19 protein-coding genes and 4 pseudogenes are annotated in these 26,743 nt (G+C 66.1%); 13 read left to right on the forward strand and 10 right to left on the reverse strand.

The window, feature by feature from the left end; translation table 11 throughout:
• Positions 1–2 precede the first annotated feature (2 nt).
• Together ACK41U_RS03100 and ACK41U_RS03105 are read left to right on the forward strand one after the other, a co-directional pair.
• On the forward strand, positions 3–1,517 hold the full coding sequence (locus ACK41U_RS03100) for a tripartite tricarboxylate transporter permease (RefSeq protein ID WP_409675783.1): 1,515 nt from the start codon (positions 3–5) through the stop codon (positions 1,515–1,517).
• Positions 1,514–2,374 carry a VOC family protein gene (locus tag ACK41U_RS03105; RefSeq protein ID WP_409675786.1) on the forward strand — a complete coding sequence of 287 codons (861 nt, stop codon included), beginning with the start codon at positions 1,514–1,516 and terminating at the stop codon, positions 2,372–2,374. Before ACK41U_RS03100 ends, ACK41U_RS03105 begins: the two co-directional genes overlap by 4 nt.
• Positions 2,375–2,417: 43 nt before the next feature.
• Here ACK41U_RS03105 and ACK41U_RS03110 read toward each other — a convergent pair whose 3' ends face one another.
• On the reverse strand, positions 2,418–3,125 hold the full coding sequence (locus tag ACK41U_RS03110; protein WP_409675789.1) for a gamma-glutamylcyclotransferase: 708 nt from the start codon (positions 3,123–3,125) through the stop codon (positions 2,418–2,420).
• A 134-nt stretch (positions 3,126–3,259) separates the two neighbouring features.
• Positions 3,260–4,207: a LysR family transcriptional regulator gene (locus ACK41U_RS03115; RefSeq protein ID WP_409675792.1), complete on the reverse strand. Its 948-nt coding sequence runs from the start codon at positions 4,205–4,207 to the stop codon at positions 3,260–3,262.
• 182 nt (positions 4,208–4,389) lie between these two features.
• Between ACK41U_RS03115 and ACK41U_RS03120 the strand changes: the two genes are divergently transcribed.
• The 8 genes from ACK41U_RS03120 (at position 4,390) to ACK41U_RS03155 (ending at position 14,441) form a co-directional block, all read left to right on the forward strand.
• A complete protein-coding gene (locus ACK41U_RS03120; protein ID WP_409675795.1) occupies positions 4,390–5,337 on the forward strand; it encodes a hypothetical protein in 948 nt (315 codons plus the stop codon).
• A 320-nt stretch (positions 5,338–5,657) separates the two neighbouring features.
• On the forward strand, positions 5,658–8,423 hold the full coding sequence (locus ACK41U_RS03125) for a LuxR C-terminal-related transcriptional regulator (RefSeq protein ID WP_409675798.1): 2,766 nt from the start codon (positions 5,658–5,660) through the stop codon (positions 8,421–8,423).
• Positions 8,424–8,637: 214 nt separating this feature from the next.
• On the forward strand, positions 8,638–9,738 hold the full coding sequence (locus ACK41U_RS03130; RefSeq protein ID WP_409675801.1) for a class II histone deacetylase: 1,101 nt from the start codon (positions 8,638–8,640) through the stop codon (positions 9,736–9,738).
• A gap of 27 nt (positions 9,739–9,765) precedes the next feature.
• The gene (locus ACK41U_RS03135; protein WP_409675804.1) at positions 9,766–11,091 is read left to right on the forward strand and encodes an ABC transporter substrate-binding protein; all 1,326 of its coding nucleotides are present in this window, start codon (positions 9,766–9,768) and stop codon (positions 11,089–11,091) included.
• Positions 11,092–11,097: 6 nt separating this feature from the next.
• Complete coding sequence (locus ACK41U_RS03140; protein WP_409675807.1) at positions 11,098–11,895, forward strand: ABC transporter ATP-binding protein; 798 nt, start codon at positions 11,098–11,100, stop codon at positions 11,893–11,895.
• Complete coding sequence (locus tag ACK41U_RS03145; protein ID WP_409675809.1) at positions 11,882–12,592, forward strand: ABC transporter ATP-binding protein; 711 nt, start codon at positions 11,882–11,884, stop codon at positions 12,590–12,592. The genes ACK41U_RS03140 and ACK41U_RS03145 overlap by 14 nt, the downstream gene beginning before the upstream one ends.
• Before the next feature lie 2 nt (positions 12,593–12,594).
• Positions 12,595–13,473 carry a branched-chain amino acid ABC transporter permease gene (locus ACK41U_RS03150; RefSeq protein WP_409675812.1) on the forward strand — a complete coding sequence of 293 codons (879 nt, stop codon included), beginning with the start codon at positions 12,595–12,597 and terminating at the stop codon, positions 13,471–13,473.
• A complete protein-coding gene (locus ACK41U_RS03155; RefSeq protein ID WP_409675815.1) occupies positions 13,470–14,441 on the forward strand; it encodes a branched-chain amino acid ABC transporter permease in 972 nt (323 codons plus the stop codon). The genes ACK41U_RS03150 and ACK41U_RS03155 overlap by 4 nt, the downstream gene beginning before the upstream one ends.
• Here ACK41U_RS03155 and ACK41U_RS03160 read toward each other — a convergent pair.
• From ACK41U_RS03160 to ACK41U_RS03195, 8 genes and pseudogenes are all read right to left on the reverse strand, one after another.
• Positions 14,412–14,618, reverse strand: a pseudogene (locus tag ACK41U_RS03160) (hypothetical protein); the annotation flags it as partial. The gene ACK41U_RS03155 and the pseudogene ACK41U_RS03160 overlap by 30 nt on opposite strands.
• Positions 14,617–14,730: pseudogene (locus ACK41U_RS03165) on the reverse strand (LLM class flavin-dependent oxidoreductase); the annotation flags it as partial. The pseudogenes ACK41U_RS03160 and ACK41U_RS03165, both read right to left, overlap by 2 nt.
• Positions 14,731–15,036: 306 nt before the next feature.
• Complete coding sequence (locus tag ACK41U_RS03170) at positions 15,037–15,699, reverse strand: TRAP transporter large permease subunit (protein ID WP_409675818.1); 663 nt, start codon at positions 15,697–15,699, stop codon at positions 15,037–15,039.
• Positions 15,699–16,226 carry a TRAP transporter small permease gene (locus tag ACK41U_RS03175; protein WP_409675821.1) on the reverse strand — a complete coding sequence of 176 codons (528 nt, stop codon included), beginning with the start codon at positions 16,224–16,226 and terminating at the stop codon, positions 15,699–15,701. Before ACK41U_RS03175 ends, ACK41U_RS03170 begins: the two co-directional genes overlap by 1 nt.
• Positions 16,227–16,279: 53 nt before the next feature.
• Positions 16,280–17,302 carry a DctP family TRAP transporter solute-binding subunit gene (locus ACK41U_RS03180; RefSeq protein ID WP_409675824.1) on the reverse strand — a complete coding sequence of 341 codons (1,023 nt, stop codon included), beginning with the start codon at positions 17,300–17,302 and terminating at the stop codon, positions 16,280–16,282.
• A 43-nt stretch (positions 17,303–17,345) separates the two neighbouring features.
• Complete coding sequence (locus ACK41U_RS03185) at positions 17,346–18,221, reverse strand: NAD(P)-dependent oxidoreductase (protein ID WP_409675826.1); 876 nt, start codon at positions 18,219–18,221, stop codon at positions 17,346–17,348.
• Between the two features lie 97 nt (positions 18,222–18,318).
• Positions 18,319–19,590, reverse strand: coding sequence for an NAD(P)H-dependent oxidoreductase (locus ACK41U_RS03190; RefSeq protein ID WP_409675892.1), 1,272 nt, complete (start codon positions 19,588–19,590; stop codon positions 18,319–18,321).
• 122 nt (positions 19,591–19,712) lie between these two features.
• Positions 19,713–19,911: pseudogene (locus ACK41U_RS03195) on the reverse strand (transposase); the annotation flags it as partial.
• On the opposite strand from ACK41U_RS03195, the pseudogene ACK41U_RS03200 reads away from it, so the two are divergent.
• The 3 genes and pseudogenes from ACK41U_RS03200 to ACK41U_RS03210 all read left to right on the forward strand — a co-directional run.
• Positions 19,900–20,220 (forward strand): annotated as a pseudogene (locus ACK41U_RS03200) (transposase); the annotation flags it as partial. The pseudogenes ACK41U_RS03195 and ACK41U_RS03200 sit on opposite strands and share 12 nt — an antisense overlap.
• 250 nt (positions 20,221–20,470) lie before the next feature.
• Complete coding sequence (locus ACK41U_RS03205; RefSeq protein WP_409675829.1) at positions 20,471–23,398, forward strand: DUF6603 domain-containing protein; 2,928 nt, start codon at positions 20,471–20,473, stop codon at positions 23,396–23,398.
• Complete coding sequence (locus ACK41U_RS03210) at positions 23,398–26,742, forward strand: hypothetical protein (RefSeq protein ID WP_409675832.1); 3,345 nt, start codon at positions 23,398–23,400, stop codon at positions 26,740–26,742. Before ACK41U_RS03205 ends, ACK41U_RS03210 begins: the two co-directional genes overlap by 1 nt.
• Position 26,743: the final 1 nt, after the last annotated feature.

Below are 26,743 nucleotides of genomic sequence, written 5' to 3' on the forward strand. Positions count from 1 at the left end.
CGATGCTTGCAGATCTTGGCGGCGGTTTTGTCACGCTGTTCCAGCCGATGACCTTCCTGTTTCTGATCGGGGGCTTTCTGCTGGGACTGTTCTTCGGCGCGATCCCCGGCCTGACGGCGACGCTGGCGATTGCCATCCTGCTGCCCTTCACCTTTGGGATGGAGGTCACTCAGGCGCTGGTCATGGTGATGGGCATCTATATGGCGGGCATCTATGCCGGCTCGATCACCGGGATCACCGTCAATATCCCCGGCGCCCCCTCGGGGGTCATGACGGCGCAGGAAGGATATGCCCTGATGCAGCGGGGCGAGGGGCCGCGCGCGCTTGGGCTGTCTGCCTTTGCGTCGCTGATCGGTGGGCTGGTCGGCGCCGTGCTGCTGATGTTTCTGGCTGAACCGATCAGCCGGATCGCGCTGCTGTTCCGGACGCCGGACAAATTCTCGCTGGTGGTGCTGGCGATTGTCACGGTGACCATCGTCAGTTCGGGATCGCTGTGGAAGGCGGCGATGGCGATGGCCATCGGGCTGGCCATTTCGACCGTGGGGATCGACCCGATGGTGCCGGTGGGGCGGTTCGACTTTGGCAGCTATTACATGATCGAGGGCATCACCCTGCTGCCCGCCGTGATCGGCCTTTTCGCGATCTGTGAGCTGTTCGTGCAGGCCGCCACCCCCAGCAGGATCGCCTTTGGCACCGCACCCGAGGTGGCCCGCCGCCTTGGCCCGCGCGATTTCATCCCGAGCGCCGCCGATCTGCGCGAGGTGGGGGCGGGGACCTTCGCCAAAAGCTCGGTCATCGGCGTGCTGATCGGGATGCTGCCCGGTGGCGGCGCCTCGATGGCGTCCTTCATTGCCTATGCCGAGGCCAAGCGCGGATCGCGCAAGCCCGGGGAATATGGCAAGGGCTCGATCCAGGGTCTGTCGGCCTCGGAGACGGCGAACAACGCGATGTGCGGCGGGGCCATCGTGCCGCTGCTGACCATCGGGATTCCGGGCGATGCGGTGACGGCGATCATTTTTGGCGTCTTCCTGATCCATGGCCTTGTGCCCGGTCCGGGTCTGCTGGCCGACAGTTTCGATGTCGTGGCGCCGATGTTTGCGGCGCTGGTGGTGGCCTCGCTGCTGATCTTTGTGTCGGTCCTGATCTTCGGGCCGCTGTATATGAGGCTGGCGCGGATCAACCGGGGCATTCTGTATGGGGTGATCGCGATGGTGTCCGTGGTGGGTGTCTATGCCTCGACCTATTCGATGTTTCAGATGTGGATGGCGCTGGCCGTCGGGGCCTTTGCCTTCGGGCTGCGGCGTTTCGGCTATCCGCTGCTGCCGCTGCTGATGGGCCTGATCCTTGGGCCGTTCTTCGAGGAGTTCCTGCGCCGCTCGCTGATCGTGTCCGAGGGCAGCCCGCTGATTTTTGTGACCCAGCCCTTCAGCCTGATGTTCCTGCTGATGACCGCCCTGTTCGTCTGGCTGCTGCGCATCCGGCCCGCCCGCCGCGCCCTGCGCGAGGGCCGGGCATGACCCATCCTGTCACCGGCATCGACCATGTCCTGCTGATGAGCGGGCACCTTGAGGAGGTCGCGGGGCAATATGCGCGACTTGGCTTTACGCTGTCGCCACTGGGACAGCATCCCCCGGCCAAGGGCACAGCCAATCATACAATCATGCTGCAGCACGACTATATCGAACTGCTGGGCATCCGGCAGCTGACCGACCTCAACCGGCCACGGTTCGAGGCGGTCAGGCACGGCGGGCCGGGGCTGCATGCGATCTGTTGCCGGATCGCGGACGCTGCGGCGGCCGCGGCCGCGCTGGACCGGCTTGGGATTGGAACCGAGGGGCTGAACAGTTTTGATCGTCCGGTGCCATTGCCGGACGGAAGCCGGGGGCGGGCGGCGTTTACGACCCTGAACTTTCTGAAGCCCGATGTGCCCGTCGGCCTTTTTTTCATGTGCCAGCACCGGAGCCCGGAAACGGTCTGGCTGCCGGATCTGATGCGACATCCCAATTCCGCCTTGGGTCTCGCCGCGACTGTCGCCATATCCGACGACCCTCTGTCAGATGCCGGTCGCTTTGCCCGATGCCTGACGGGCGGTTCCGTGACCCGGATGGATGGCGGGGCGTCGGTTGCCACAGGCGTGAATTCCGCCCGCCTCGACCTGATGCAGCGTTCCGCATTGCAACGGATCTATCCGGCTGGCTGGCTGGACGCGACACCGCTGAATGGTCATGCGGTTCTGCAGGTCCGGGTGGCCGATATGGATCAGGCGCGGACCTGTCTGGACCGCGCCGGGATTCCTGCGCGGGCAACCCCGTCGGGTCATATCGTGCCCCCGGATCTGGCGGGCGGCGTGATCATCGAATTCGTTGCAGAATGATTTCTGAGGGCGGCAGACCGGCCGCTGATCATTCCGGCTTTCTTCAGATGGCATCATTCGTGGGGCCAAATTCCGGTGCGGCTTCGATCTCTTCGGCCACCAGCTTTTGCAGGGTCCAGATATACGCGTCATGGATGCCAAGCTCGTCCAGCCCCCGGGCGGTGCGCAGCAGATATTCGGCGCCCGATCCGGCAGCGCCCGCGGCGGTTGCCAGTCTGCGGGCCTGTTCCTGAACTGTCAGGCGTGCAACCGGCGTGTCCACGGGATCGGCATAGAAGGTCAGCGCGCTCTCTCGTCCCCGATCGGTCTCGACGTCTATCCAGCAGGCATTGGCAGCCAGTTCATGGGCGACAAGTTCGCGCCGCAGGATCGTGCGCAGCGACGCCGCCTCGGTCCCCTCGGTGATATCCAGGACCAGCCCCTCGCAGTGACCGCCCGAGGAAAGGGCCAGCATCAGCCCCGGACGTTCGGGTGTGCCGCGGAAATGGTCCAGAGACAGCGAGAAGTCCCGATGCCATCCGACAGCCGTGGCCCGGCGGCGGTCCTGAACTTCGAAGCCGGGGTTCCAGATCAGCGAGCCATAGGCAAAGATCGAGATGGGCCGGGGCCGGCCCTGAGTCAGCCGCTCGGCCAGAAGATCCAGATCGCCATCCTCCAGCATCCGCCAGTTCGGATTGTAAAGCAGCCCCTCGACAGGGGCGACGCGGGCAACATGGTCGTCGGTCAGCACGAGGGGGCATGGCTTGGACATGAAGGTTCCTGCGAGGGTGGCCGAGGTTGCAGGCCCCCTTGTTCGCAGGTTTCAGGTCAGGCTCCAACGGGGCAAATCTCATTTTCGCGTCGAATGCCCCCGTTTGATGCGGATGCGCGCTATCGGGCGGGTGGTCACGATGAGCGAGCGGACCCATTGCCGACCTTCGCAGGGGGCGGGGTCCCGGAATGCGGGTCTGTGGCTGCATCAACACCGAATTCGGAGAGAATCCATGCCACGGTGTGCATCATCGGTTTCTCGTGCGCGTGTTGTTTGGGCCATGAGAGAAAGAGGTGTTCTTCCGACGTATCCCGACTGCGCCATATCTCCACCAGACGCCTTGCGCGGACGTCTGCCTCGACCATGAACGTTGGTGCGACAGCGACCCCGTGGCCCTGAATGGCCGCATCCAGCGCCAGCGCAGAGCTGCCAAAGTTCAGAATGCTGTGCTGACCGCCATGCCCCGCCCGCTGCGCGCTGTCGATCAGATCTTCCCACCTGCGATGGGCATCCTGAAGCAGCGGGAATGACAACAGCGTCTCGGTATCGACCGGCCAGTCGGGCCGCGGGAAATCCGGGCTGCACACCGCCACAAGCCGCAGCTCACACAGGCATCGGACATGATGCGCCGCAGTGTTCACCGGTGCCTTGCCCGGCCAGAGGGCAATCTCGTTCCGGCCCAGATTTCGCTCCAGCATGGCGTAATGGATCTCTGTTTCCAGCGAAATGTCCGGGAACCGGGCATTGAAAGCACGCATTCTCGGCATCAGCCATTTTGAGGCAGATGATGCGCCGATATGGACCCTGATCTGGCGACTTGACGGCTTCAGTTCAGAGGTTGCGGCGGTCAGGATGCGCAGCGCTTCTTCGACTGCGCCGTGATACGATTTTCCTTTGGCGGTCAGCGCGACGCCGCGCGGCTTTCTGTCGAACAGGACGACGCCAAGATCGGCTTCAAGCTGCTTGATCCGCTGCGAGACCGCCCCATGAGAGATGTGCAGCACCTCTGCCGCACGCTGAAAGTTGCCAAGGCGTGCAGCCACGGCAAACACGCGCAAGGCATTCAGGTTCAGATTCTCCATCGCACCGGCCTAAGGCGTTAGTTTTTCTAACACCGGCACCAATATTGCTGCTTTGTCAATGCCCGCCGGTTCTGCGATCGGTAGAGCGAAACACACCGCGCTTTGATCCCGACGAAAGGTTTGCCATGACCCTGACGATCCGACCTGCCGGTCCCGCCGATATCGACCGGATTGCGACCCTGTTGCTGGCCGATGCAGAAGAACGTTGCGCGACCAACCCCGGCCTGTGGAAGCTGGACCGGGACGCGCGGGAGAAGATCTGTTCAACCATCATCAGGGCCATGGAGGCGGCAAAGCCACCCTTCCGGCAGCAATGGTTGGTCGCGGAAGCGGGGGGCAGGCCGGTTGGGGTGACGCATTCCATTCTGCTGCCGGTCCCGCCGATTTATGCCGGGGAATTTGGCCCGCCCGGCCTGATCATGGAGGATTGCCTTGTCTCGCCTGACGCCCCGACCGGGACGCGGCACGATCTGCTCAAGGCGGCAGAAGCCGACCTGATCGAAGCGGGCGCGTTGATCCTTCTGGCGTCCAGCGTGCCGGGCGGTGCATGGGAGGCTGAATATGCCGGGCAGGGATATGCCCCGCTGACCATGTATTTTGCGAAGACCGGCCTGACCCGGCAAACCACCTTCCCCCATGTGCGGCAGGCGACCCAGGATGACGTGCCCGGCATTGTCGCTGCAAGCGCGGCTCACAGGCGCATTCTGAACGATCTGCACCCCCTGTTCTGGAAGCCGCATGCTGACGCCGACACGCGTTTCGGAGCATGGATGACACGCAGCCTCACCCTGGAGGATCGCAACATGTTCGTGTCAGAGGATGATGGCGGCATCCGGGGCTATGCGATCTCGCACCCGGCGACTCCTCTCCATTTCCCGGCACCGCATGACATCTCGGCTGTTGGCGTCATTGATGATTTTTTTCATGAAGCCCTGACAGACCCTCGGAAACCCGGTGAACCCTGGCCCCCTGCGGCGGCGCTCGTTTCGGCGGCAGAGGCTGCGCGCGCAAGACGCGGCGATCATTCGGTTCTGGTTGTCTGTCCGGCCAGCTGGACGTCCAAGATCCAGTTGCTGGAACAACTGGGATACCGAAACGCAATCACCTGGCACATCAAGATGGCGGGCTGACGCCGGCGCTCTTGTGGGACCGTTGCGCTGAATGGCGATTGTGTGAATGGGATTTCCAGTTGCGGCGCCCGTCAACTGGCGTCCCCCCTCGCAGTTCTCTGCTCGCTGCCAACCGAAGTCACCCAACCCAATCACCAGGGGCCGCAGATCAAAGGAACAGGAGCCTGATCCGGGGGCACAGGAGGGAGGATATTCACGCTTCTGGCAGCACTCTTCTGAAAATGATAAATCTAAAAACGATCTGTGAAGCAAGAGAACTTGCCGCAGGCGTCCGGATTGCTGACTGTTCCGGCGAACATCTGGCCTGCTGCGGGAAAGCCATGTCGCGTATGATGATCACCACCAAGCTGGTCGTACCCAACACGCCACAGCCCCTGATGGCGCGCCCGCACCTGCGATTGCTGGACGCCCATGGCGCACCCCGCACGCTGGTGCTGGTCGAGGCGCCTGCAGGCTATGGGAAAACGACGCTACTGGCTGAATGGGCGCACAATCTGCCCCTTCCGGCTGCGCGGATTGCCTGGCTCACTGCGGATCCCGGCGACAACCGGGAAGACAGGTTCATGACCTATCTGACGGCCAGTCTCGACCGGGCCGGGATCGGAGGCATCGAAGATGACCCGCAGGATCCTGAGGACAGTCCGGTCGGCCCGGCATCGACGCGCGTCGGCTCGGCCGTGCCCCCCCTGGACAGAAAGCTGTCGGGGCTGATCAACCGGCTGTCGCGCTGCCCTGATCCTGTCTTCGTGTTCATCGACAATGCCTGTCTGCTGGATGATCCGGGACTCCAGCGGACGCTTCTGAACCTGCTGATCTATAGTCCGCCCAACCTGCATATGGTGCTGGCGATGCGGCGGCCATGCACCCTGCCGCTGGCGGGGCTGCGCGCGAGGGGTCAGCTGGCGGTTGTCCCTCAGGCCGCGCTGCGCCTGACGCTGGCCGAGACGCGGGCGCTTATCCTTGCCGCGCCGGACGCCGGTCTGACCGACGACCGGATTGGCTGGCTGCATCAACGCTGCGAAGGCTGGCCCGCAGGCATCGTGCTGGCCCGGCAGGCGCTGACCGATCCGGGCCTCCCGACCGGCTTTGCCGACCGGATGGCCGGAGCAGAGGGGGCCATCGCCGAATTCCTTTCGCAAGAGGTTCTGGCGCGACTGCCCGACGATCTTCTGGCGGTCCTCAGGGTCGCGGCGCTGCCCAAGCGTATCTCGGTTCCGCTGGTGGTTGCGCTGACGGATCAGCCAAAGGCGGCGGGCCTGCTGGAGCAGGCCTGCGCGGTCAACATTTTCCTGACACCGGCCGAGGGCGTACCCGGCTGGTTTTGCTTTCACGCGCAGCTGCGTGATCTGCTGCGGCGTCAACTGGCAGGGCTGCAGGGCGATGCGCTGAAGGGCCTTCATCTGCGCGCCGCGCACTGGCTGCATGCGGCCGGTCACGTGGTCGACGCAATCCCCCACGCACTGGCTGCCGGGCAGCCCCGTCTTGCCGCCGACATGATCGAGGACTGCTGCATGACCGTCATCGCCAGCCGCAGCATCGCGGATGTCCGGGGCTGGCTGTCGGCGCTGCCCGACGCAGTGGTCGAGGACCGCCCCCGCCTGATGCTGGCCCGCGTCTGGATCGCCTTCCACACCAGCCGCCCCATGACCGGCTTTGCCACGCTGCGCCGCGCCCGCCACCTGATTGCGACCCGCCGCGCAACCGGCGCCATTCCCGAGGATGAGGCGACGCTTCTGCAGGCCGAGATCGGAGTGCTGTATGTGGGCATTCTGAGCGCCGCCGAACATTCGCGCATGGCCATCGTTCTGGGACGGCGGGTGTTGGCGCAGCTTCCCCCACGCGCCTATTTCCTGCTGGGCACGCTGACGAATACGCTCAGCTTCTGCCATTGCTCTGTCGGTGATCTGGTTCTGGCGCGGCAGATGGCGCTGCAGGCGCTGGAACATCACGGCACGGCGGGCTCGGCCTTCGGGCTGGCCTATGCGCAGCTGAACCTGGGGCTGGCGGACAAGTCGGCAGGCGCGCTGGATCAGGCGAGCCTGCATTTCGCCCGCGCCCGGAGCATCGCCCAGGACGCCGAGGGGCAGGGGGCCTATAGCGATGCGATGGTCGCGCTGTTCGAGGCCGAGTTGCATTACGAACGCGGTGATCTGGCGCGGGCCGAACAGCTTGTGGCCCAGATCGGCCCGGTCATCCGCGAATGCGGGCTGATCGTGCATGCCATGACCGCCAGCCTGCTGGCAGCCCGTCTGGCGGCGGCGCGCGGTCAGGCTGAACAGGCTCTGCGCCTGCTGGAGGATGCGGAACGCGGCGGGCTGGCCACCCGCTATCGCCGCCTTTTCGCCATGTCGCTGCACGAACGCATCAAGATCCTCATCGACCGGGGCGAGGTGACGCTGCCGCGGCTGATCCTGGACGCGCGCGGCCTGCCTGAGCCCGATCTGCACCCGATGCGCCCGCAAAGCGTTGCCTCCGAGCTGGAGCAGATGGCGCTGGCCCGTGTCCTGATCGCCGAAGCGCGCCCGCAGGTCGCCTATCGCCTGCTGGAACGACAAAGCGCCGCGATCCGCCGTGACGGGCGGATGCGCCGCCTGATTCAGCTGCGCGCGCTGGCCTCGGTCGCGGCCTTCGCCGCCAATGACGCGATCTCGACCCTGGCGGCGGTGGCCGAAGCGGTGGGGCTGGCCGCCCAGACCGGCGCGGTACGCTCGCTGGCGGATGAGGGCGCGGCCTTCGGGCAGGTGTTGCGCTTTGGCCTGACGCGTATTCCGGCCTGGCAACCGCCCCAGAGCCCGGCCCGCGTGCTGGTCGACCGGCTGCTGGATCAGCTGGCCCCACCGGCCCGGGCCGCCTCGCAGGCCCCGGCCCTGTCAGGGGATCCGGCCTTCAGCCCGCGCGAACGCGAGGTCGCGCGGCTGCTTTTGTGCGGCGCCAGCAACAAGGAGATCGGCGCGACCCTGTCGCTGGCGCCCGATACCGTGAAATGGCATCTGAAGAACATCTTCGGCAAGCTGAGCGTTCCCAACCGGACCCAGGCCGCCCTGCGCCTGCAGCAGATCGGAGAGACCGGACCGGGCCTGCACTGACCACCATTTCCTGTCGGCCGATGCCCCCGCGGTTGTCCTGCCCACCCCGCCTGCCGCCCCTCGCCACCCGAACGGGTGGGGGTGGGTGGCGGGGCCTTACCCCAAGGGGTCGGGACAGGTCTGTCGCGCCCTTCTAGAGTTCGATTCGGCCCTTGCCGCCTGTCCCCTGCCGGGATTGGCAAAGCGGGCCGGAAGAACATCGGAGGACGACCTGTTGGGCACCGCGTTTGTATTTCACGAACTGTATCTGTGGCATGACACCGGCAATTCGGCCCTGCTGCTGCGTCCCGGTCTGCAGGTCCAGCCCGGGACGCATGCCGAGAATCCGGAAACCAAGCGCCGCTTCAAAAATCTGCTGGATGTCTCGGGCTTGTCCGATCACCTTGACATGGTCCGCCCCCGCCCGGCCACGGTGGACGAGATCCGCCGTTTCCACACCGCCGGTTACGTGGACCGGGTCAGGGCGCTCAGCGACGCCAATGGCGGGAATGCCGGCGACGACGTGTTCTTCGGCCCCGGCAGTTTCGAGATCGCGCAACTGGCCGCCGGCGGGGCGATCGTGGCGATGGATGCGGTGCTCAGCGGGGGTGCGCGCAACGCCTATGCGCTGATCCGGCCGCCCGGCCATCACGCGTTGGCCGATATGGGCATGGGATATTGCATCTTTGGCAATGCCGTCATCGCCATCCATCACGCCCGCGCCCTGCACGGGCTGGGCCGGGTCGCGGTGGTGGATTGGGATGTCCATCACGGCAACGGCACCGAAGCGGCCTTCTATGAAGATGGCGAGACGCTGACCATCTCGCTCCATCAGGACAACCTGTATCCCGCAGGCTCCGGCGGCATCGACGCCAATGGCGCGGGCGCGGGGCTGGGGGCCAACATCAACATCCCGCTGCCGCCCGGATCGGGGCACGGTGCCTATCTGGCCGCGATGGAGCGGGTGGTCATCCCCGCGCTGGACCGCTTTCGCCCCGATCTGATCGTGGTGGCCTGCGGCTATGATGCCTCGGCCTGCGATCCGTTGGGGCGGATGATGCTGCATTCCGACAGCTTCCGGCAGATGACCGCGCAGATCATGGCCGCCGCCGACCGGCTGTGCGGGGGCCGCGTGGTGATGACGCATGAGGGGGGCTATTCCGCGTCCTTCGTGCCCTATTGCGGGCTGGCGGTGCTGGAATGCCTGTCGGGGGTGCGGTCCGGTATCGCCGATCCGTTCCTGCCGATCATGACCGAATACGGACAGCATGACCTGCAGCCCCATCAGGACGCCGCCATCGCCCGGGCCGAGGCGCTGCTGACCCATATCGCATAACAAAAACAACGACAGGGAATGACGACCATGACCAAGACACCCCGCGCACCCAATGTTCTTACCAGCCGCCGCCGCTTCATGGGCGGGGCCGTGGCCATGGGCGGATCCGCCGCCGCCCTGCTGGCCATGAACGGCGAGGCGCGCGCCCAGGGCGCCGCCATCCCCGTGGGGCAGGCCGCCCCGCTGACGGGTTATGGCGCCGCCGACGGGGTCGAGTTCCGCAATGGCCTGACACTGGCCTGCGAGGAAATCAACGCGCTTGGCGGCATCCTGGGCCGCCCGTTGGAGCCGGTCTTCGTCGACACGGTCGAGATGGGCGACGCCAACAACGTGCAGGCTGCCCAACGCCTGATCGACCGGTACGGCGTGCATGCGATCATCAATGGCAACAATATCGGCTCGGGCACCGCCATTCAGGAAACGGTGGCCGACAGCGGCATCATCTATGTCCATTACGACACCACGATCGGGCACAACCTGCTGATCAAATCCGATCCCGACCGCTATTTCGGGTCCTTCATGGGCGATCCGGCGGAATACTGGTACGGCCCGGGCTTTCTGGAATTCCTGAAAACGCTGGAGGCCAGCGGCGATTTCACCCCCGCCAACCGCAAGATGGCGGTGATCCTCTCCACCGGGGTCTATTCCGCCAATATCGCCAGCGCCCTGCAGGATCGCGCCGCCGAATACGGATGGGAAATCAGTCTGGCCGAGACGGTGAACGTGCCCACCTCGGAATGGGGACCGACGCTGGCCAAGCTGCGTCAGGATCCACCCGCCGTCATCGCGATCACGCATTTCCTGCCCGCCGATCTGGCGCAGTTCATGCTGCAGTTCAGCAACGATCCGACGCAAAGCCTGATCTATATGCAATACGGCCCCTCGATCCCGGCGTTTCGCGACATCGCGGGCGATGCGTCGGTGGGCGTGGTCTATGCCACCGTCGTGGGTGCCTTGCAGGACGAGATCGGGCTGGACTTCGAGCGCCGCTACAAGGCGAAATTCGGCGAGAATGCGGGCCATAATTCCGGCGCGCAGCCCTATGACGGCTGCCATATCTGGGCCACCGCAGCAGCCCTTGCCGGCGGCACCGGAGAGCCGGGGGATATCGACCAGAACCGCAAGGTTGCCGACCGGATGCGCGGCCTGATCCATCGCGGCGTCTGCGGCACCACCCGCTTCAGCGCCGACGAGCAGACCGCCTACAGCTATCCCACGCAAGTGGCCGACCCCTCGCTTGGGATGCCGCATCAGTTCCTGCAGATCCAGGACCGGGCCGAGGGCGGGCGGCTGATCGCGCCGCCGCTCTATGCCAAGGCGCCCTTCGTCTCGCCCGCCTGGCTGAAGGGCTGACGCGCCATGCGCGGTGACACCCTGCTGGAGTGCCGAAATCTGACGCGGCGCTTTGGCGCGCTGACGGCGGTGAACGATCTGTCCTTTCAGGTGGCAAAGGGTCAGATTCTGGGCATCGGCGGGCCGAACGGGGCGGGCAAGACGACGCTGTTCGACATGCTGTCGGGGCTGACGCCACCCTCGTCCGGTCAGATCCTGTTTCAGGGGCGCGACATCACCCGTCTGTCGCCCAGTGCGGTCTGTCACGCGGGCATCGCGCGCACATTCCAGCTGAACGCCGCCTTTGACAGCCTGTCCCTGCGCGACAATGTGCGGGCGGCGGCGCAGTTCGGACGCCGTGCCCGCTGGCTGCCGGGACTGCGCTTTGACCGTGATGTCGACGCGCTGACCGATCAGGCGCTGGCGCTGGTCGGGCTGACGGGTGCGGAGGATCAGCTTGCCGAACATCTGTCGGTCTTTCAGCGCAAGCTGTTGATGATGGCGGGCGCGCTGGCCTGCGCGCCGCAGCTGCTGTTGATGGATGAGCCTGTCGGAGGCCTGACTCAGGATGAGATCGAGCGCATGATACAGGTCGTGCGCCGCATCGCAGAGACAGGCGTTACCGTGGTGATGATCGAACATGTGATGTCCTTTCTGGTCACCCTGTCCGACCGCATCCTGATTTTGCATCACGGCGAGGCGATCTTTCAGGGGCAGGCCGCCGATCTGGTCCATGACCGCACCGTGGTCGATGTCTATCTGGGCGAGGGCGCCTCGCGCCATGTCGCGGAACTGGCGAAAGGTCGGCCCCATGCCCCTGCTTGAGATCCGATCGCTGTCGGCCGGATATGGCGGCCAGACCGTGCTGCGCGACGTGTCGCTGGAGGTGGATCAGGGTGAATTCATCGCCGTGGTCGGCCCGAACGGGCATGGCAAGACGACGCTGATGCGCGCCATCTCGGGGCTTGTGCGGCCCCTGTCGGGGCAGATCCTGCTGGCGGGCGAGGCGCTGACGGGCTTGCGCGCCGATCAGATCGCCGCGCGCGGCATCGTCCATGTCCCGCAGGGCGATCTGCTGTTTCCCGACATGACCGTGCAGGAAAACCTGCGCATGGGCGGCTTTGTGCGCGGCACCCCCGCCGATCACGCCCGGCTGCTGGACGAGGTGAATGCCCTGTTTCCCAGGCTGCGCGACCGCCGCCACCAGCCCGCCAGCACCCTGTCGGGGGGCGAGCGGCGCATGGTCGGCATCGGGCGCGGGTTGATGGCCGGGGGGCAGGTCCTGATCCTGGACGAGCCGTCACTGGGGCTGGCGCCCTTGCTGATCGACCAGATCTATCAGGTGGTGGTGCAGCTGGGCCGGTCGGGCCGCACCGTGATCGTGGTCGAGGAAAACGCCAGCCGCATCGCCGATCACGCCCACCGCCTGCATCTGCTGGATCATGGCCGCTTCGTGTGGTCGGGGGGCGGGGCCGAATTCCTGTCCAGCCCCGAAATCCTGTCCACCTATCTGGGAGCGTGAGTATGGATGTCGTGATCCAGATCCTGGCCTCGGGGCTGACCATCGGGGCGATGTATGCCATCTCGACCGTGGGGCTGGCGCTGGTCTATGGGGCGCTGAACATGCTGAACATGGCGCATGGGGCGCTGATCTCGTTGGGCGGCTATGTCTGTTTTCACGTGATGACCGTGCTGGGCCTGCCCGCGTTGGCCGGGATCGCGGCGGCGATGGTCGTCTGCGGGGCGATGGGGCTGGTCATCTATGTGCTGGCCGCGCGCCCGATGATGAACCGCAAGGGGTTCGAGACGCAGATCTTCATCGCCACGATCAGCATCGGCGCGGTGATGCAGGACCTGATCCAGCGCGGCTTTGGTCCCGGCGCGCGTCAGCAGCCGATGGGGCTGACCGGCAGCCTGATGGTCGGGCCGGTGGCGGTGCCGTGGCAGAACATCCTGATCCTGGCGGTCGCGGTGGTCATCATGACCGGGGTGGCGCTGATGCTGGGGCGCACGCGCATGGGGCGGGCGATCCGGGCCACGGCGCAGAACCGCACGGCGGCGCAGCTGATGGGCGTGCGCATCGGGCGGGTTTATGCGCAGGTGCTGGCGATCTCGGCGGCGCTGGCGGGGCTGTCGGGGATATTGCTGTCTTCACTGTCGGGGCTGTCGCCGACGATGGGGGGCGATCCGATGCTGAAGGCCTTTGTCATCTGCGTCGTGGCGGGGCTGGGGCAGGTGCGCGGCACGGCTCTGGCCGCGCTGGCCCTGGGCCTGTTCGAGGCGGTGATCCAGTATCAGCTGGGCCCGCAATATTCCTTTGCAATCCTTCTGCTGCTGGTCGTGGCCATCCTGATCTGGCGCCCCGACGGGCTGTTCGGAACAAGACAGGTGGTGCGGCTGTGAACGGAACCCTCAAACGCGATCTGGCGATCATCCTGGGACTGGCGGCGGTCTTTGCGCTGGTCCCGCAGGTGCTGGACAACCGCTATTACATCACCACGCTGACGCTGTTCTTCATCTGGGCCATCGTGGTGGGCCAGTGGAATCTGGTGCTGGGCGTGGCGGGCATCTTTTCGCTTGGCCAGATGGCGATCTTTGCTGTGGGCGCTTACGGCACGGCGATGCTGGGCTATTATCTGGAGATGCCGATCTGGGCCGCGATGCTGTGGGCGGCGGGGGCGGCGGTTCTGCTCAGCCTGCTGATGGGGCTGGCCTGCCTGCGCCTGCAGGGGCCTTACGTGGCGCTGCTGACGCTGGCCTTCGTGCAGATCATGTCACTGGCCATCGTCAATGACACGGCCTGCTTCACCAACCCGCCCTCGGGTTGTCTGCCGCTGTTCGGCGGCGTCCGGGGGTTCTCGCGCTTCGGCGATCTGGGATTCCGCGAGTTGCTGGGGCCGGGCTGGTATCTGGGGCAGTACTATGTCGGGCTGGCGCTGTTCATCGCCGCGCTGGTCTTTACCGTGGTGATCTGTCGCGGTCCGCTTGGGCTGGCCTTTGTGGCGCTGCGCGACCAGCCGGGCCTGGCCGCCGCACGGGGCATCAGCAAGCTGCGCTATCAGCTGTGGGTGTTCGGACTGTCGGCGTTTTTCACCGGCATGGCGGGGGCGTTCCACGCCACCCAGTTCGGGGTGGTCGGCCCCACCGTGCTGTCTCTGACCACCTTGCTGTTTCTGTTGGCGATGATGATCATCGGCGGTGTGGGCACGGTCTGGGGGCCGCTGATGGGCGTCGCGCTGGTCATGCTGGCGGATGAGGCGATGCAGGAATTCGGCGATTACCGTGCGATTGGCCTTGCGGCATTGATGGCAGGTTTTGTCGTCCTGCTGCCCAAAGGTCTTTCAGGGCTTGTGCGACGGGCAGATCGTTGAGGTCGGTTCATGTTCACGGCGGGGGTTGCTTTCGGCGGCGACCCTTGCCGGGATCTGCGCCCACCCGAATTGTCCCGTCCGGATGATGTGAGCGGTCTCAATCCCGGCGACGGTCGCCGCCGCAGATCTGACCGCTTTGAAGCCCATCATCGGGCCGGTGATACGCTTGGTGAAGCGGCGAGCCGCGGCTGATGCCGAGCTGCAAGCGTCCGCCCGAGATCAGGTCGGCGGCCCCGGCATCCTCGGCCATGTAGAGAGGATTCTCAGAGCGCATGTCGATCACAGCCGCAGCAGCCTGCGCTTTTTCGTGACCGCGCTCGGATCGTCCCACACGCGGGCCAGCGCTGCCGGACCATCAATCAGAAGGGTTTGGCGCGTTCTGCCCACGGCGCCGGTGGGACGTGTTCGCCCGGCTTTTCCGGGCTGGCCCGCATGCTTGCAGCAGCGAACCTGGATGGAGAATGTCGGTGATGCGGACCTTCCCGATATTCAAGGTACGCTCTTTATCAGCATCCGGACGACCGACAGCGCCAGGGTCAGGGCCATGATGCGGTTGAACAGCCGCATCTGCCTCTGCGCGATCCGGGCGCCGGGATCATGTCAGCAGCCGCACTGGCCACAGCACGATCTGCGGAAAGGCCGCGACGATGACCAGCACCAGAATGTTGATGGCGTAAAAGGGCAGCGCCGCCCGGACCAGCACCTGCATGGGCAAGCGGGACACATAGGCCGTCGCAAAGAGGCATGTCCCGACCGGGGGCGAGGCAAGCCCCACCGCCAGCGATGCCACCATGAAGATCAGGAAGTGCATCGGATCGACCCCGGCCTGCACGGCGGCCGGCATCAGCACCGGGATCAGCATCAGTGCGGCGGCCACGATATCCATCAGCATGCCCACGATCAGAAAGATCAGGCTGGCGATATCGGCCACCGACGACCCCGAGATGCCGCCAAAGACGAAGGACGAGGCGATATTGACCTGCCCCAACCCGCCCCGGAACCGCCCGATCGCCGCCTGCGCGGCATCAAAGATGCGTTCGGACAGGCCGCCCCGCTCCATGATCATGCCGGCCATGATGAACAGCGGCACGGCGATCAGCAGGAAGGAATTGATCGAGGTCGCCATGCGCTGCGTGATCATGCTGACCGGCAGGTCGAACCACCACAGCACCGACAGGGTGCCAAGGCCCAGACTGACGGACAGGGGCACGCCCAGCACCGCAAGGATCAGAAACACGGCCAGAAGGGTCAGGCTCATCACGATGGTTCCTTGAGCTGGGGGGCTTGCGGCGGGGTGGCTGGCGGCTGGGGGGCTGGCGCATCCGTGTCAGGGCCCCGACCGGCCTCGATCATCGCCCCCAGAATCGCCAGAACCGAGCCGATGACCAATGGCAAGGTCGCCCACCACATGCCGATCTGCAGAATGGGCGACTGCTCGCCAAATCTTATCTGCTGGCGCAGCAATGCCAGCCCGTGCCAGCCGACCGCGCCGAACAGCACCACGGTCGCGCCGACCCGGACAAGGCGGATCAGGCGCAGCACCGTCCGGGGGGCTGTGTCGGGCACCAGTTGCAGCGCCGGATGGCCGCCGGTGCGGAACGAGGCGGCCAGCCCCATCCAGATCGTCCAGATGAACAGAAAGCGCGACATCTCTTCGGTCCAGGGAACCGACAGACCGGCCAGACGCGACCCGACCTGCAAGGTGATCAGCGCGACCATGCCCAGCACCGCCAGCAGGATCGCCGCGTCGATGATGCGCCATATCAGCCTGTCGATGCGTGGCATCCGCCCCCCCTTTCCGGATGGTCCGCTGCCCCGGGCAGCGGACCTGATTGCCGTCACTCTTGCACGAAGCTCAGGCTTTTCTGCATGAACCCGGCGCCGATCTGCTCTTCGAACCGGGGATAGGTGGCGCGCGCGATGTCCTGCACGCGGGCCAGCTCGCCCCCGGCAAATTCATTGACCTGCATGCCCTGTTCCCTCAGCTGGGTGATGATGTCCTGTTCGGCGGCGATCTCTTCGGCGTTATGGGCCGCGATCATCTCGTCTGCCGCTTGCCGGACGGCCTCGCGGCTGTCCTCGGGGATGCGGTCCCAGGCGCTGGCGGACAGGGCCAGCAGAAAGCTGTCGGCGACATGCCGGGTCATGTTCAGATGGCCCTGCACCTCGGCAAAGCGGTTGTTCAGCGGCACCTCGACCGGGTTTTCCTGCCCGTCGATGGCGCCCAGCTGCAGGGCCGAATAGACCTCGGAAAAGGCCATCGGCGTGGGATTGGCGCCAAGCGCCTCGAACAGCGCCACGAACTGGGCATTGTTGGGGGTGCGCAGCGTCAGGCCTGCGAAATCCCCGGCGGCGGTGATCGGCGTGTCGCGGGTGGTCACATTGCGGAAGGTGCGCAGGAAAAAGCCCAGGCCGTGGACCCCAAGCCGGTCCAGCGAGGCCAGCAGCTCGTCCCCCGGCTCGCCCGCCAGATAGGCCTGCAGCTGGTCGTAATCGGAAAACAGATAGGGCAGCGAGATGGCATTCATGCGCGGCTCGAACGAGGCATAGACCGAGCTGGCCAGGATCAGCCCGTCCAGCGCCCCCGAGCCCAGCTGGTTGACCGCCGCGTTCTGATCGCCGCCAAACAGCACGCCGTCGGGAAAGACCTCGACGGTCACCTCGCCTGCGGTCTTCTCAGCGACCAGCTCGGCAAAGCGGGTGGCGGCGCGCCCGACCGAGCTGCCGATGGGGTCAGGGACCGCAACGCGCAGAGTGGTCTGGGCCAGTGCCGCGCCGGGCAGGCCGGTCATCGCGGTGCCGATCAGGGCCAGCGCGGCAAGGCTGCGGGCCACGGCGCGGCGGGTGATGGTGAATGTCATGTCAGTTCCTCCCATGGATGTCCTGGCGCGATGCGCCGGTCGTTCAGGTCGCAAGTCCGTTGCGGCGCCGCAGCTCGATCAGCAGCGCCGCATGGTCCAGATCGCCCCCTCCATGGGCGATCAGGTCGGCAAACAGCCGGTCCGCCAGGTTCAGCACCGGCAGATCCAGCCCCAGCTTCTGCGCCACCTCGCGGGCGGCGGTCGTGTCCTTGAGCTGATAGCGGGCGGGCCCGCCGGGTTGAAAGTCGCGGTCGATCATCCGCTGGCCATGCAGCTCCAGAATGCGCGAGGCCGCGAAACCGCCCATCAGCGCCTCGCGCACGCGGGCCGGATCGGCGCCGCCCGCCTCGGCCAGCAGGACCGCCTCGGCGACGGTGGCGATGGTCGAGGCGACGGTGATCTGGTTGATCAGCTTGGTCAGCGCGCCGGTGCCCGCCGGTCCGATATGCACGACGCGCCCCATCGGGGCCAGCATGGGCCGCGCGGCCTCGATATCGGCGTCCGTGCCGCCCGCCATGATCGACAGCGTGCCCGCATGAGCCGCAGGCGTCCCGCCCGAGACCGGCGCATCCAGCCAGCGCAGCCCCATCGCCGTCGCGGTTTCGGCCAGCTCCAGCGCCTCGGGATGGCTGATCGAGGACATCACGATCAGGGTCGCGCCGGGCGCCAGACGCGCCGCCACCCCATCGGCCAACAGCACCTGCCGGCAGGCGGGACCGTCCGACAGCATCACGATGCAGGCCCGCGCGCCGTCAGCGGCCCCGGTCGCGCTGCCGGTGACGGTGACGCCGTGACCGATGGCCTCGGCCTTGGCACGGCTGCGGTTCCAGGCGCGGACCTGCATGCCCGAGGCGGCCAGATTGCGGCACATGGGCGCGCCCATCAGGCCAGTGCCCAGAAAGGCGATGTGACCGGTCATGGGGCATGTCCTTCATCGATCCGCGCGGGGCTTTCGCGACGCAGGGACAGGCCGGGGTGAGGCGCCTCGACCTCGGCTGCGGGCAGGGTGACATGGCTCATGCGGCGCGGTCCTGTCTGGGGGCCATGGTCTGCTGCTGTTCCTGCCGGATCGCGACCACGTCCAGATCGTCGACCAGATCGACGTCATCGAAGGTCACGATCTGGTCGCGCGGCACGTCCCGCGTCAGCCGCACCCTATGCGCCAGCCCGATCGGCAGGGCGTTGATGCGCGTGGACAGGGTGGCGGGCACGGCCTTGGCCCAGGTGGCAAAGCCGCCCTCGCCGTCCAGCCACTCGCCCGCCTTCAGGTCGCTTTTCGCGGTGGCGACCGCATCGCCCCGGAACTCGACCGCCGTGCCGGTGGGTTCGCCACGCAGGCAGGCCGACAGCACCGAGACCGAGGTTTCCAGCCCGATCAGGTGGAACGGGCGCCACATCGAGGCATACCAGCCGCTGTCATCCGTCAGCAGCCCGTATTGCGCAAAGCACTGGCGGGTATATTCGTCGGGCGCGCGGAAGGTCACGAACATGCCGTATTGGATATTGTTCATCACCACCCGCCCATCGGGTTCGCGGCTGGCGGCGATATCGGTCAGGCCCGCACGTGGCAGGCGCCCGCCATCGGCCTCGGGTTTGAAGACCTGCGCCAGATCCTGCAGCCCCGCCGGATAAAAGGCCAGCCCGTCATCGGGGCAGTCCAGCCCGGTGCCCTTGGCCACCGCCGCCATCTCGATCGCGGCCTTGGTGCCGTCGGTGAACGAGTTGTACATCTTGGGGTTGAAATCCCCCTTGGCGACGAATTCATCCGACCATCCGAAAAAGCTCCAGACCGTGTCGGGCGTGGAATAGCGATAGGGGGGGCGGAAATTCATGCCTTTTCCCGCCGAGATCAGCTCGAACCCCGAGGACCGGACCCAATCGACCAGCTCGCAGCAAAAGGCCGGCTGATCGCCATAGGCCATGGAATAGACAACGCCCTTTTCGCGTGCCCGCCGGGCCAGCAGCGGGCCGCACATGACATCGGCCTCGACATTGACCATCACGATATGCTTGGCCGCCTCGATCGCCATCACCGCATGACGCACGCCCGCCAGCGGGTGGCCGGTCGCCTCGATGATGCATTCGATGCCGTCAAAGGCACAAAGGGCCGCCGCATCGTCGGTCACGAAGGTGCGGCCCGTGTCCATCGCATCGCCGAACGAGGTGGCGCCATATTCGGCATCATCCCACCCGGTGCGGGCCAGCGAGGCGCGGACCTTGCCGACATCCAGATCGGCCACGGCCACGACATGATAGCCGGGGATCTTGCGCGCCTGCGCCAGCACCATCGAGCCGAACTTTCCGGCGCCGATCAGGCCCAGGATCGTTGAACGTGGCTCTTTCGGCGCAGTCTTGAGATCCCCGATCTGTCTGGCGCTTTCGCCACTTCGCAACCGTCTTCGGGTTAATACCCAGACCTCCGGCAGATAAAGTGCCCGGTCGATGAAGGTGTGCCCGTGGCGCGAGACATAGGAAGCAAATACCCCGATCTGGCAATTGGTGATCTTGCCCGCCGAGCCGGTGTATTGGCGCGCCACACCACAGGACGCATGACCCTGCTTCAGAAAACCGGTTTCATCTATCGCCACGACCGCATCCGGATCAGCGACTACCCCGGCGCGGCGGCGCTTCCAGACACCATCCCGCAGGCCGATTGGTTTCTGGCGGATCGGGGCTATGACGCTGACTGGCTGAGAAAAGCGTTGCAAGACAGTGGGATAAAAGCGTGCATCCCCGGTCGGAAGTCCCGCAAGAAGACAGTGAAATACGATTAGCGCCGCTATAAAAGGCGAAATCGCATCGAGATCATGTTCGGTCGGCTGAAAGACCGGAGACGGGTCGCCACGCGTTACGACAGGTGCCCGGAGACCGGTCTCTCCGCTATCTCTCTGGCCGCAACCGTCATGTTCTGGCCGTAATCAAGAACGAGTCCGGACCATAGGCTGTCTTTCCTGAAGATAAGACATAAACACCAAATCATTTGAAGTATTTATTAATTCCAGTTGATTGTGATTATTCAGCTGCCGCCCGGCAATAATCCGCGCGGGTTTTATCCCGAAATAAAACCCATCCAAGAATCGTTGACAGGATTGTGATGCGGGTGCAGCGTCAATCCAGATCATCCGGCGCCGTTGAATTATGTTTATCCTCGCATAAGGGGGTTTTCGAATGACCGCTGATGTATTCTCTGCTTTTGGCAGGGGGTTTGTTGCATTCGCCCATACCCGTGCCGCCGATCTGGTGGGCGACAGTTTTTCTGACAGCGGCAAGCTGATCACGTCGCTGGCTGATGGCAAGACGGGCACCACCAAAACCGCGTTCGAGGCGGTCAAGGCGGACATGCAGCAGCTTGGCGCGGTCGGCGAAGCAATCAGGAACGCCATCGACAGGGAAATCACCGACGCAAAGGCCGGGGTTGCCGAAATGGCGGCAGAGCTGGCGCGCGATTCCTTCGGCGCGGGCGAGGTGCTGCGGGCGCTGACCGCGCTTGGCAAGGTTCTGACGGCCTATGACACCGCCATCGGAAAGATTGCCGACGAGGTGTCGAAGAAGGCGGCTGGCAGCATGTCGGCAGAACAGATCAAGGCCGATATCAACGGCATGCACGCGCCCATCAGGAAACTGCTGGGTGATGCCTCGGGCGGGGCGACGGCCAATATCGACGCGTTTTGCAAGCTGGTCCTGAACGTCGACAACGCCGCCGGCAAGTTCGGCGACAAGCTGGACTGGGACTATGCCGAAAAGCGGCTGCAGATCGCCTTTGCTTCGGCCGGGCCCGGCAGTCTGGCGCCGCTGGAATTCGACGGCGCGTCGCTCGTGGCTTTCTTCACCTACAAGACCGACGTCAAGGCGGGCATCGAGGTCATGACCAGGCTGAAGGCGGGACTGCGCAACGACACGTTTCTGGAAAAGATCATGCCCGGCCAGCCGCCGGCAGCGGATGCCGACAAGGTGGCGATCACGCTGGACACGAAAGACGGGCTGACCTTCGGGTCGGGCAAGAACAAGCGCCTGACGCTGCCCGTCCGTTTTTCCTATCCCGGCGTGGAACTGCGGGAATTCGCCATCGAACTGCCCCCTCAGGACAATGCCGCGAACCGCAACCGGGTCAATCTTGTCTTCACCGTTGCGGGCAAGCTGGGCGATGTCTTTGCGGTGGTGGTCGAGGGTGGCGGGCTGTCGGTGCGGTGGGTGGACGGCGGCCCCCCCGAAATCACCCCCAAGCCCCCGTCCGGCGCGGGGCTGCGGCTGCAGACGCCGTTGGTAACGGGCGGCGGCTATCTGCGCTATGACGAGGTCCGCAAGGAATTCGGCGCCCTGCTTCAGCTGGAGGTGATGAAGTTCGGCGTGACGGCCTTTGGCCTGATCGGGACCGATCCGTTCAGTCTGGTCATTGTCATCGGTATGCGTTTTCCCACCAAGCTGGAGCTGGGCTATGGCTTTACCCTGTCGGGGCTGGGCGGCATCCTTGCCATCGAACGCAGTCTGGACAGCGATGCACTGCGCGCCGGGCTAAAGGACGGCATCGTCGGGCAGCTGCTGTTCCCCTCGGACCCCGTGGCTGCGGCGCCGCAGCTGCTCAACCAGCTGAGCCGGATGTTTCCGCCCCGCGCGGGCGGCTTTGTCATCGGTCCCATCGCGGAACTTGGCTGGGGCTCTCAGGCGGGGTTCGTCAAGGCACGGGTCGGGATCATTCTGTCGTTGCCCGACCCCAGGGTGGTGCTGCTGGGCGCAGTCCAGATCGGCGTGCCCTCGGCGGATGTGGACGAAAAGCTGCGCGTGGTCGACCTGCGCGCCGAGCTCTACGGAGAGGTCACCGCAGACTACTTCCTGATCCGGGTGTCTCTGGCAAAGTCCAGGATCTTCACGCTGGAGGTGACGGGCGATATCTGCATCTTCATCAAATGGGCGGGCGAGGGGGCGTTCGTGCTGTCCGTCGGCGGCTTTTTCCCGGGATACGAGGCGCCGCGCGAAATCGGCACGATGGACCGGCTGGCCATCAAGTTCGCGCCGCCCGTCAAATGGCTGACGATCGGTGTCCAGGCCTATGTCGCGATCACCTCGAACACGGTGCAGTTCGGCGGAAGGCTGGATCTGGTGGCAAGGCTGCCCCCTGCGAAGGCCGAGGCATGGCTGCAGCTGGACGCGCTGTTCCAGTGGTCGCCGCATTTCTATTTCATCATCCAGATTGATGCCGGCATCAAGGTGTCCGCCTTTGGCAAGACGCTGGCCGGGGTCCGCTTCAGGGGCGAGCTGTCGGGCGACAAGCCGTGGCGGCTGCAGGGCTATGCCGAGGTGACGATCCTGTTCTGGGACGTGCCGGTCGATATCGGCCCCATCGAATGGGGCCAGAAGGCTCCGGCCCCCGCCCCCGAACTGGACCCGATGGCGCTGGTCGCCAGTGCCCTGACCGCAGACGAGGCCTGGACCCCGCTGCTGCCACCCGATGCGCTATCCCTGCTGCGGCTGGCGCCCACCATCGCGGCCGACCTGCATCATCCGGTGGGGCAGATCCAGCTGCGCCAGATCGCCGTGCCGCTGGAGATGGACATCGACCGCATCGGGTCCGGTAAAAGCACCCGGCGGCGGCTCAATCTGGGCAATGCCCGGCTTGGGGCCGGGGCTGCGGGCGCGGTCTGGCCCCTGACCGACCGCTTTGCGCCCGGCCATTTTCTGGAACTGACCACTGCCGAGGTGCTGGCGCGCCCCGAATTCGAAGAACGCGCCTCGGGGCTTGGCATGGGGGCGACGCGCGGGGCCAGTTTCTCGACCGGGGTTCATTGCGCCTACAGGTGGAACACGGTCTGCCCGAACGAGGATTTCGCGCCGCCCCCGATGCAGTGGAAGCTGGGCAAGCTGTCGTCGCAGGTGCTGGCCGATCAGGCCAAGATGCGCGGGATGCGGGCCAATCCCTACGTCACCGGCCCGCGCCCGGAAGAGCTGGTGATCACGCCCCGGGGCGAGGTGGGCGTGGTGTCGACGGCGACGATGGGGCGGGTGATGGACCGCCACCCCGCCTCGGACGCCGCCGCCGTGGTCAGGGCAGGGCTGCGCGACGGCATCGGATTGGCAAGCATGGCAGCGGGGTTCATGTGATGGTCGACAGTCTCAGGTTCAGCAGCGGGAACGCCTTTGTTGCCAACCCGGCGGCGCTGAGGGCGGTGGCCTTCCGGCCCGAGGATATCAGCCTTGGCGACTACGTCTTTCTGCCCTTTGTGCGCACCGGCCTTTCGGCAGCGATTGCGGGCGCACCGATCCGGGGCCGGGCGACGGTCACGGCCGCCGTCGACGTGCTGGATTCCTCAGACCCCGCCGCCCGCCATCAGGTCAGCCGCTCCCTGACGCTGCACGGTCCTGCCGATGTGACGGGGATTGATCCCGCCCAGATCATCCGGCGCGAACCCGCCCCCGGAACAGGCGATGCCGAACAGGGCTATCTGGCGCATGTCGAATTCGCACGGCCCGATTTACCGTGGCTCGTGTCGCCCAGACCCGCCGAGGGAGACACTTGCCCGCCCTGGCTTGCGCTGGTGGTCTGCGAGGCGGCGGTGTCCCATGTCGCCCCGTCCGACGGGGAACGCCCCGCCAGCCTGTGGACCCGCAAGGGCCAGCTGCAGTCGCTGACCGACACGCATCAGTTCTGCCACGCTCAGGTCGTGGGCGCCGCCATGGACGGCAACCGGCCCATGTTGCGTGGGCCGGGGCAGGACACGGTGGAGACACGTTTGTCCGACGATCATGGCCCCGCCAACCTGTCGCGCATTCTGTGTCCGCGCCGTCTGGATGACGGGGTCGACTATATCGCCGCCCTCGTCCCGGCTTTTGCGGCGGGTGTCGCCGCCGGGCTGGGTCTGTCGCTCGCCGACGCCGCCGCGCTGGACCCCGCATGGACCCGTGCGCCGGGCGACGATCTGGATGACATCCGGCTGCCGGTCTATGACCACTGGTCCTTTCGCACCGCGCCCGGTGGCGATTTCCGCGCGCTGGCCGAACGGATCAAGGGGGTGGCCGCGCCGTGGAATGTCGGCCGCCTGCGGATCGACCTGTCGCGTCCGGGCGGCGATCTGACCCCCATGCCCGAGGGGGCCGACGGCAGCGTGCAGGTTCTGGAATGCGCGTTGTATTCGCCCGCCAGCAATGGCCCGGTGCCGCCGCAGCCCTGGCCGCAGGCCAGCCGCGAGGCGCTGCGCCAGCGCGTGAACGCGGCCAACATGGACCAGCCGGACCTGCCCCGCGTGGGCGCGCGGCTCTATGCACGCTATCAGAGGGCCGCGAACCGGATCGCGGATGTCTTCGCCACGCCCGGCGCGGCGGATGCCGACTGGTTCGCGCAGCTCAACACTGATCCGATGCACCGCATCGTTGCAGGCCTGGGCGCGCGCGTCGTGCAGAAGGATCAGGAACAGCTGATGCAGGCGGCCTGGGCGCAGGTCGAGGGGATCCGCCGGGCCAATCAGATCATCGCCTGGGCCTCTCTGGCGCAGCGGGTCAACGTCTCGATCACCCGCCGCCATCTTGAGCCGCTGGATCAGGGGCGCCTGATGCAGGTCACGCGCAATGTGCATGGGCGCATCCGCGACGTGTCCGCGCAGCGCAGCGTGGCGGCGGCTGTCACCTTCAGCCGCACCGCCGACGCGACGCTGGCGGCGGCCTTCCGGCGGATGCTGCGCCCGGACGGTCCGCTGTCGCACCGGGCGGGGCTGCCCGCCTCCGCACTTGGCCGCGTGGTGGCGGGGGCCGCAGGATTTCGTGATCACCGCATCGCCGTGACCCTGCCCGACGGGATCGCCTCGTTGTCCGAGGCCGGGCGCGGCTTTTTCCCGGCCGAGCTGATCGCACGGGTGATGAATGTCCCCGTGGCGCGCGCCGGCACCGCGCTGGCGCAAAGGATCGCAACTCTGGCCCGGACCGGCACAGCGATCACCCGGCTGCAGGAACCTCAGTGGTCCGCGCCCGTGGTGACCCGGATCGGGGATGCCATCGGCGCTCATGTGCTGGATCAGATCGGGGCGGGCCTGCCCCCGGTGCGGGCGGGCCAGAGGGTGTCGGGGGCAGAACAGCTGGCGCAGATCGCCGTCGGGGTCCAGATGGCCGGGGGGGTGCTGGCTGTGGGGGCGAAAACCCGGATGACCGGGCTGGAAAAGCTGGTGGCCAGGCAGGACATCGCGCTGCGCACCGCCCCCGTGGCGGTCAGTGTCGGAGCACGGAACCTGGGCACGACGCGCGGCGTGCCGACCCGCGGGGGGCCGCCTGGCACCCGTCGGGGGCCCGTCATTTTCGACAGACCGGTCGAGGTCGCGCCCGCCGTCAAGGAAATGGCGGCCGATATCCGGTTCGAAAGCGATCTGTCGCGCGGCATTGCGGGAACGCTGGTCGGGCTGAACCGGATCGACAAGGTCCGCTTCGTGTCCGAGGTGCAGCAGATCGTGGGCCATCTGACACAGCCGCCCCGGATCCCGGTCGATCTGGGGCCGCTGATGCAGACCCGCCCCGGCCTTCTGGCGCAGATCGACCCGGTGCTGACCGCCCGCACGGCGCTGCGCGGCCGCTTTGTCACCAGGCCGGGCTTTGTGCAGGGGGACTGGTTCGAACGCCTCGGCCTTGCGCCGATCATGGCGGCGCCCGTCTTCAACCGGCCCATGTATTCGGCCCTGGCGGACATGGACCGCGACTGGCTGGTGCCGGGCCTTGGCACCATCGCCGAGCGTGATTTCGTGACCCTTCTGTCGATCAATGCCAGGTTTGCGGAAAGCTTCCTGATCGGCGCCTCGGATGAGATGGGACGAGAGCTGTTGTGGCGCAACTATCCCACCGATCAGCGCGGCACCTATTTCCGGCGGTTCTGGGACGCAGATGCGGACGAGCTGACATCGCCCATCCACCGCTTTGCGCGCAGCTCGATCGGCCAGCATTTCAGGGTCGGCGGTGACAGGGCGGCGGGCGCGCTGGCGCTTGTCATGCGCGCAGAGTTGTTGCGCCGCTTTCCCGACACCTTCGTGGCGGCGATGCGCGCCAGACCGGTCGACGGACCGCCCCAGTTTCTGGACCAGACCGAGGCGCCGATCCTGTTTCACGCCCATCTGGACCCCGATTACGTCGTCGTGGGCTTTGGCCTGACGGCCGGACAGATCGCCGATCCGCAACAGAACTGGTGGTTTGTGCTGGCCCAGCATCCCACTGCCCCCCGCTTTGGTCTGGCGAGCAATGCCAGCGTCTCGACGGCGCGCAACGATCTGGACTGGGCCGATTTCGGCACCATCCCGCCGGGCGGCTTCCTGACCACGCAGAAAAGGATGTCCGTCGCAGACCCTTCCAGCAGGCCGGAAACCGTCCAGTGGCCGGGACATGCCGGCATCGTCGCGCGCGTGCTTCTGACCAATCCCATCCGCGCGGCCTGGCGCGCAAAGACGCTGATCGAGTCGATCCCAACGCCGTTGTGAA

This window comes from Paracoccus sp. (in: a-proteobacteria) (assembly GCF_046289755.1).
In the GTDB taxonomy this organism is placed as follows: domain Bacteria; phylum Pseudomonadota; class Alphaproteobacteria; order Rhodobacterales; family Rhodobacteraceae; genus Paracoccus.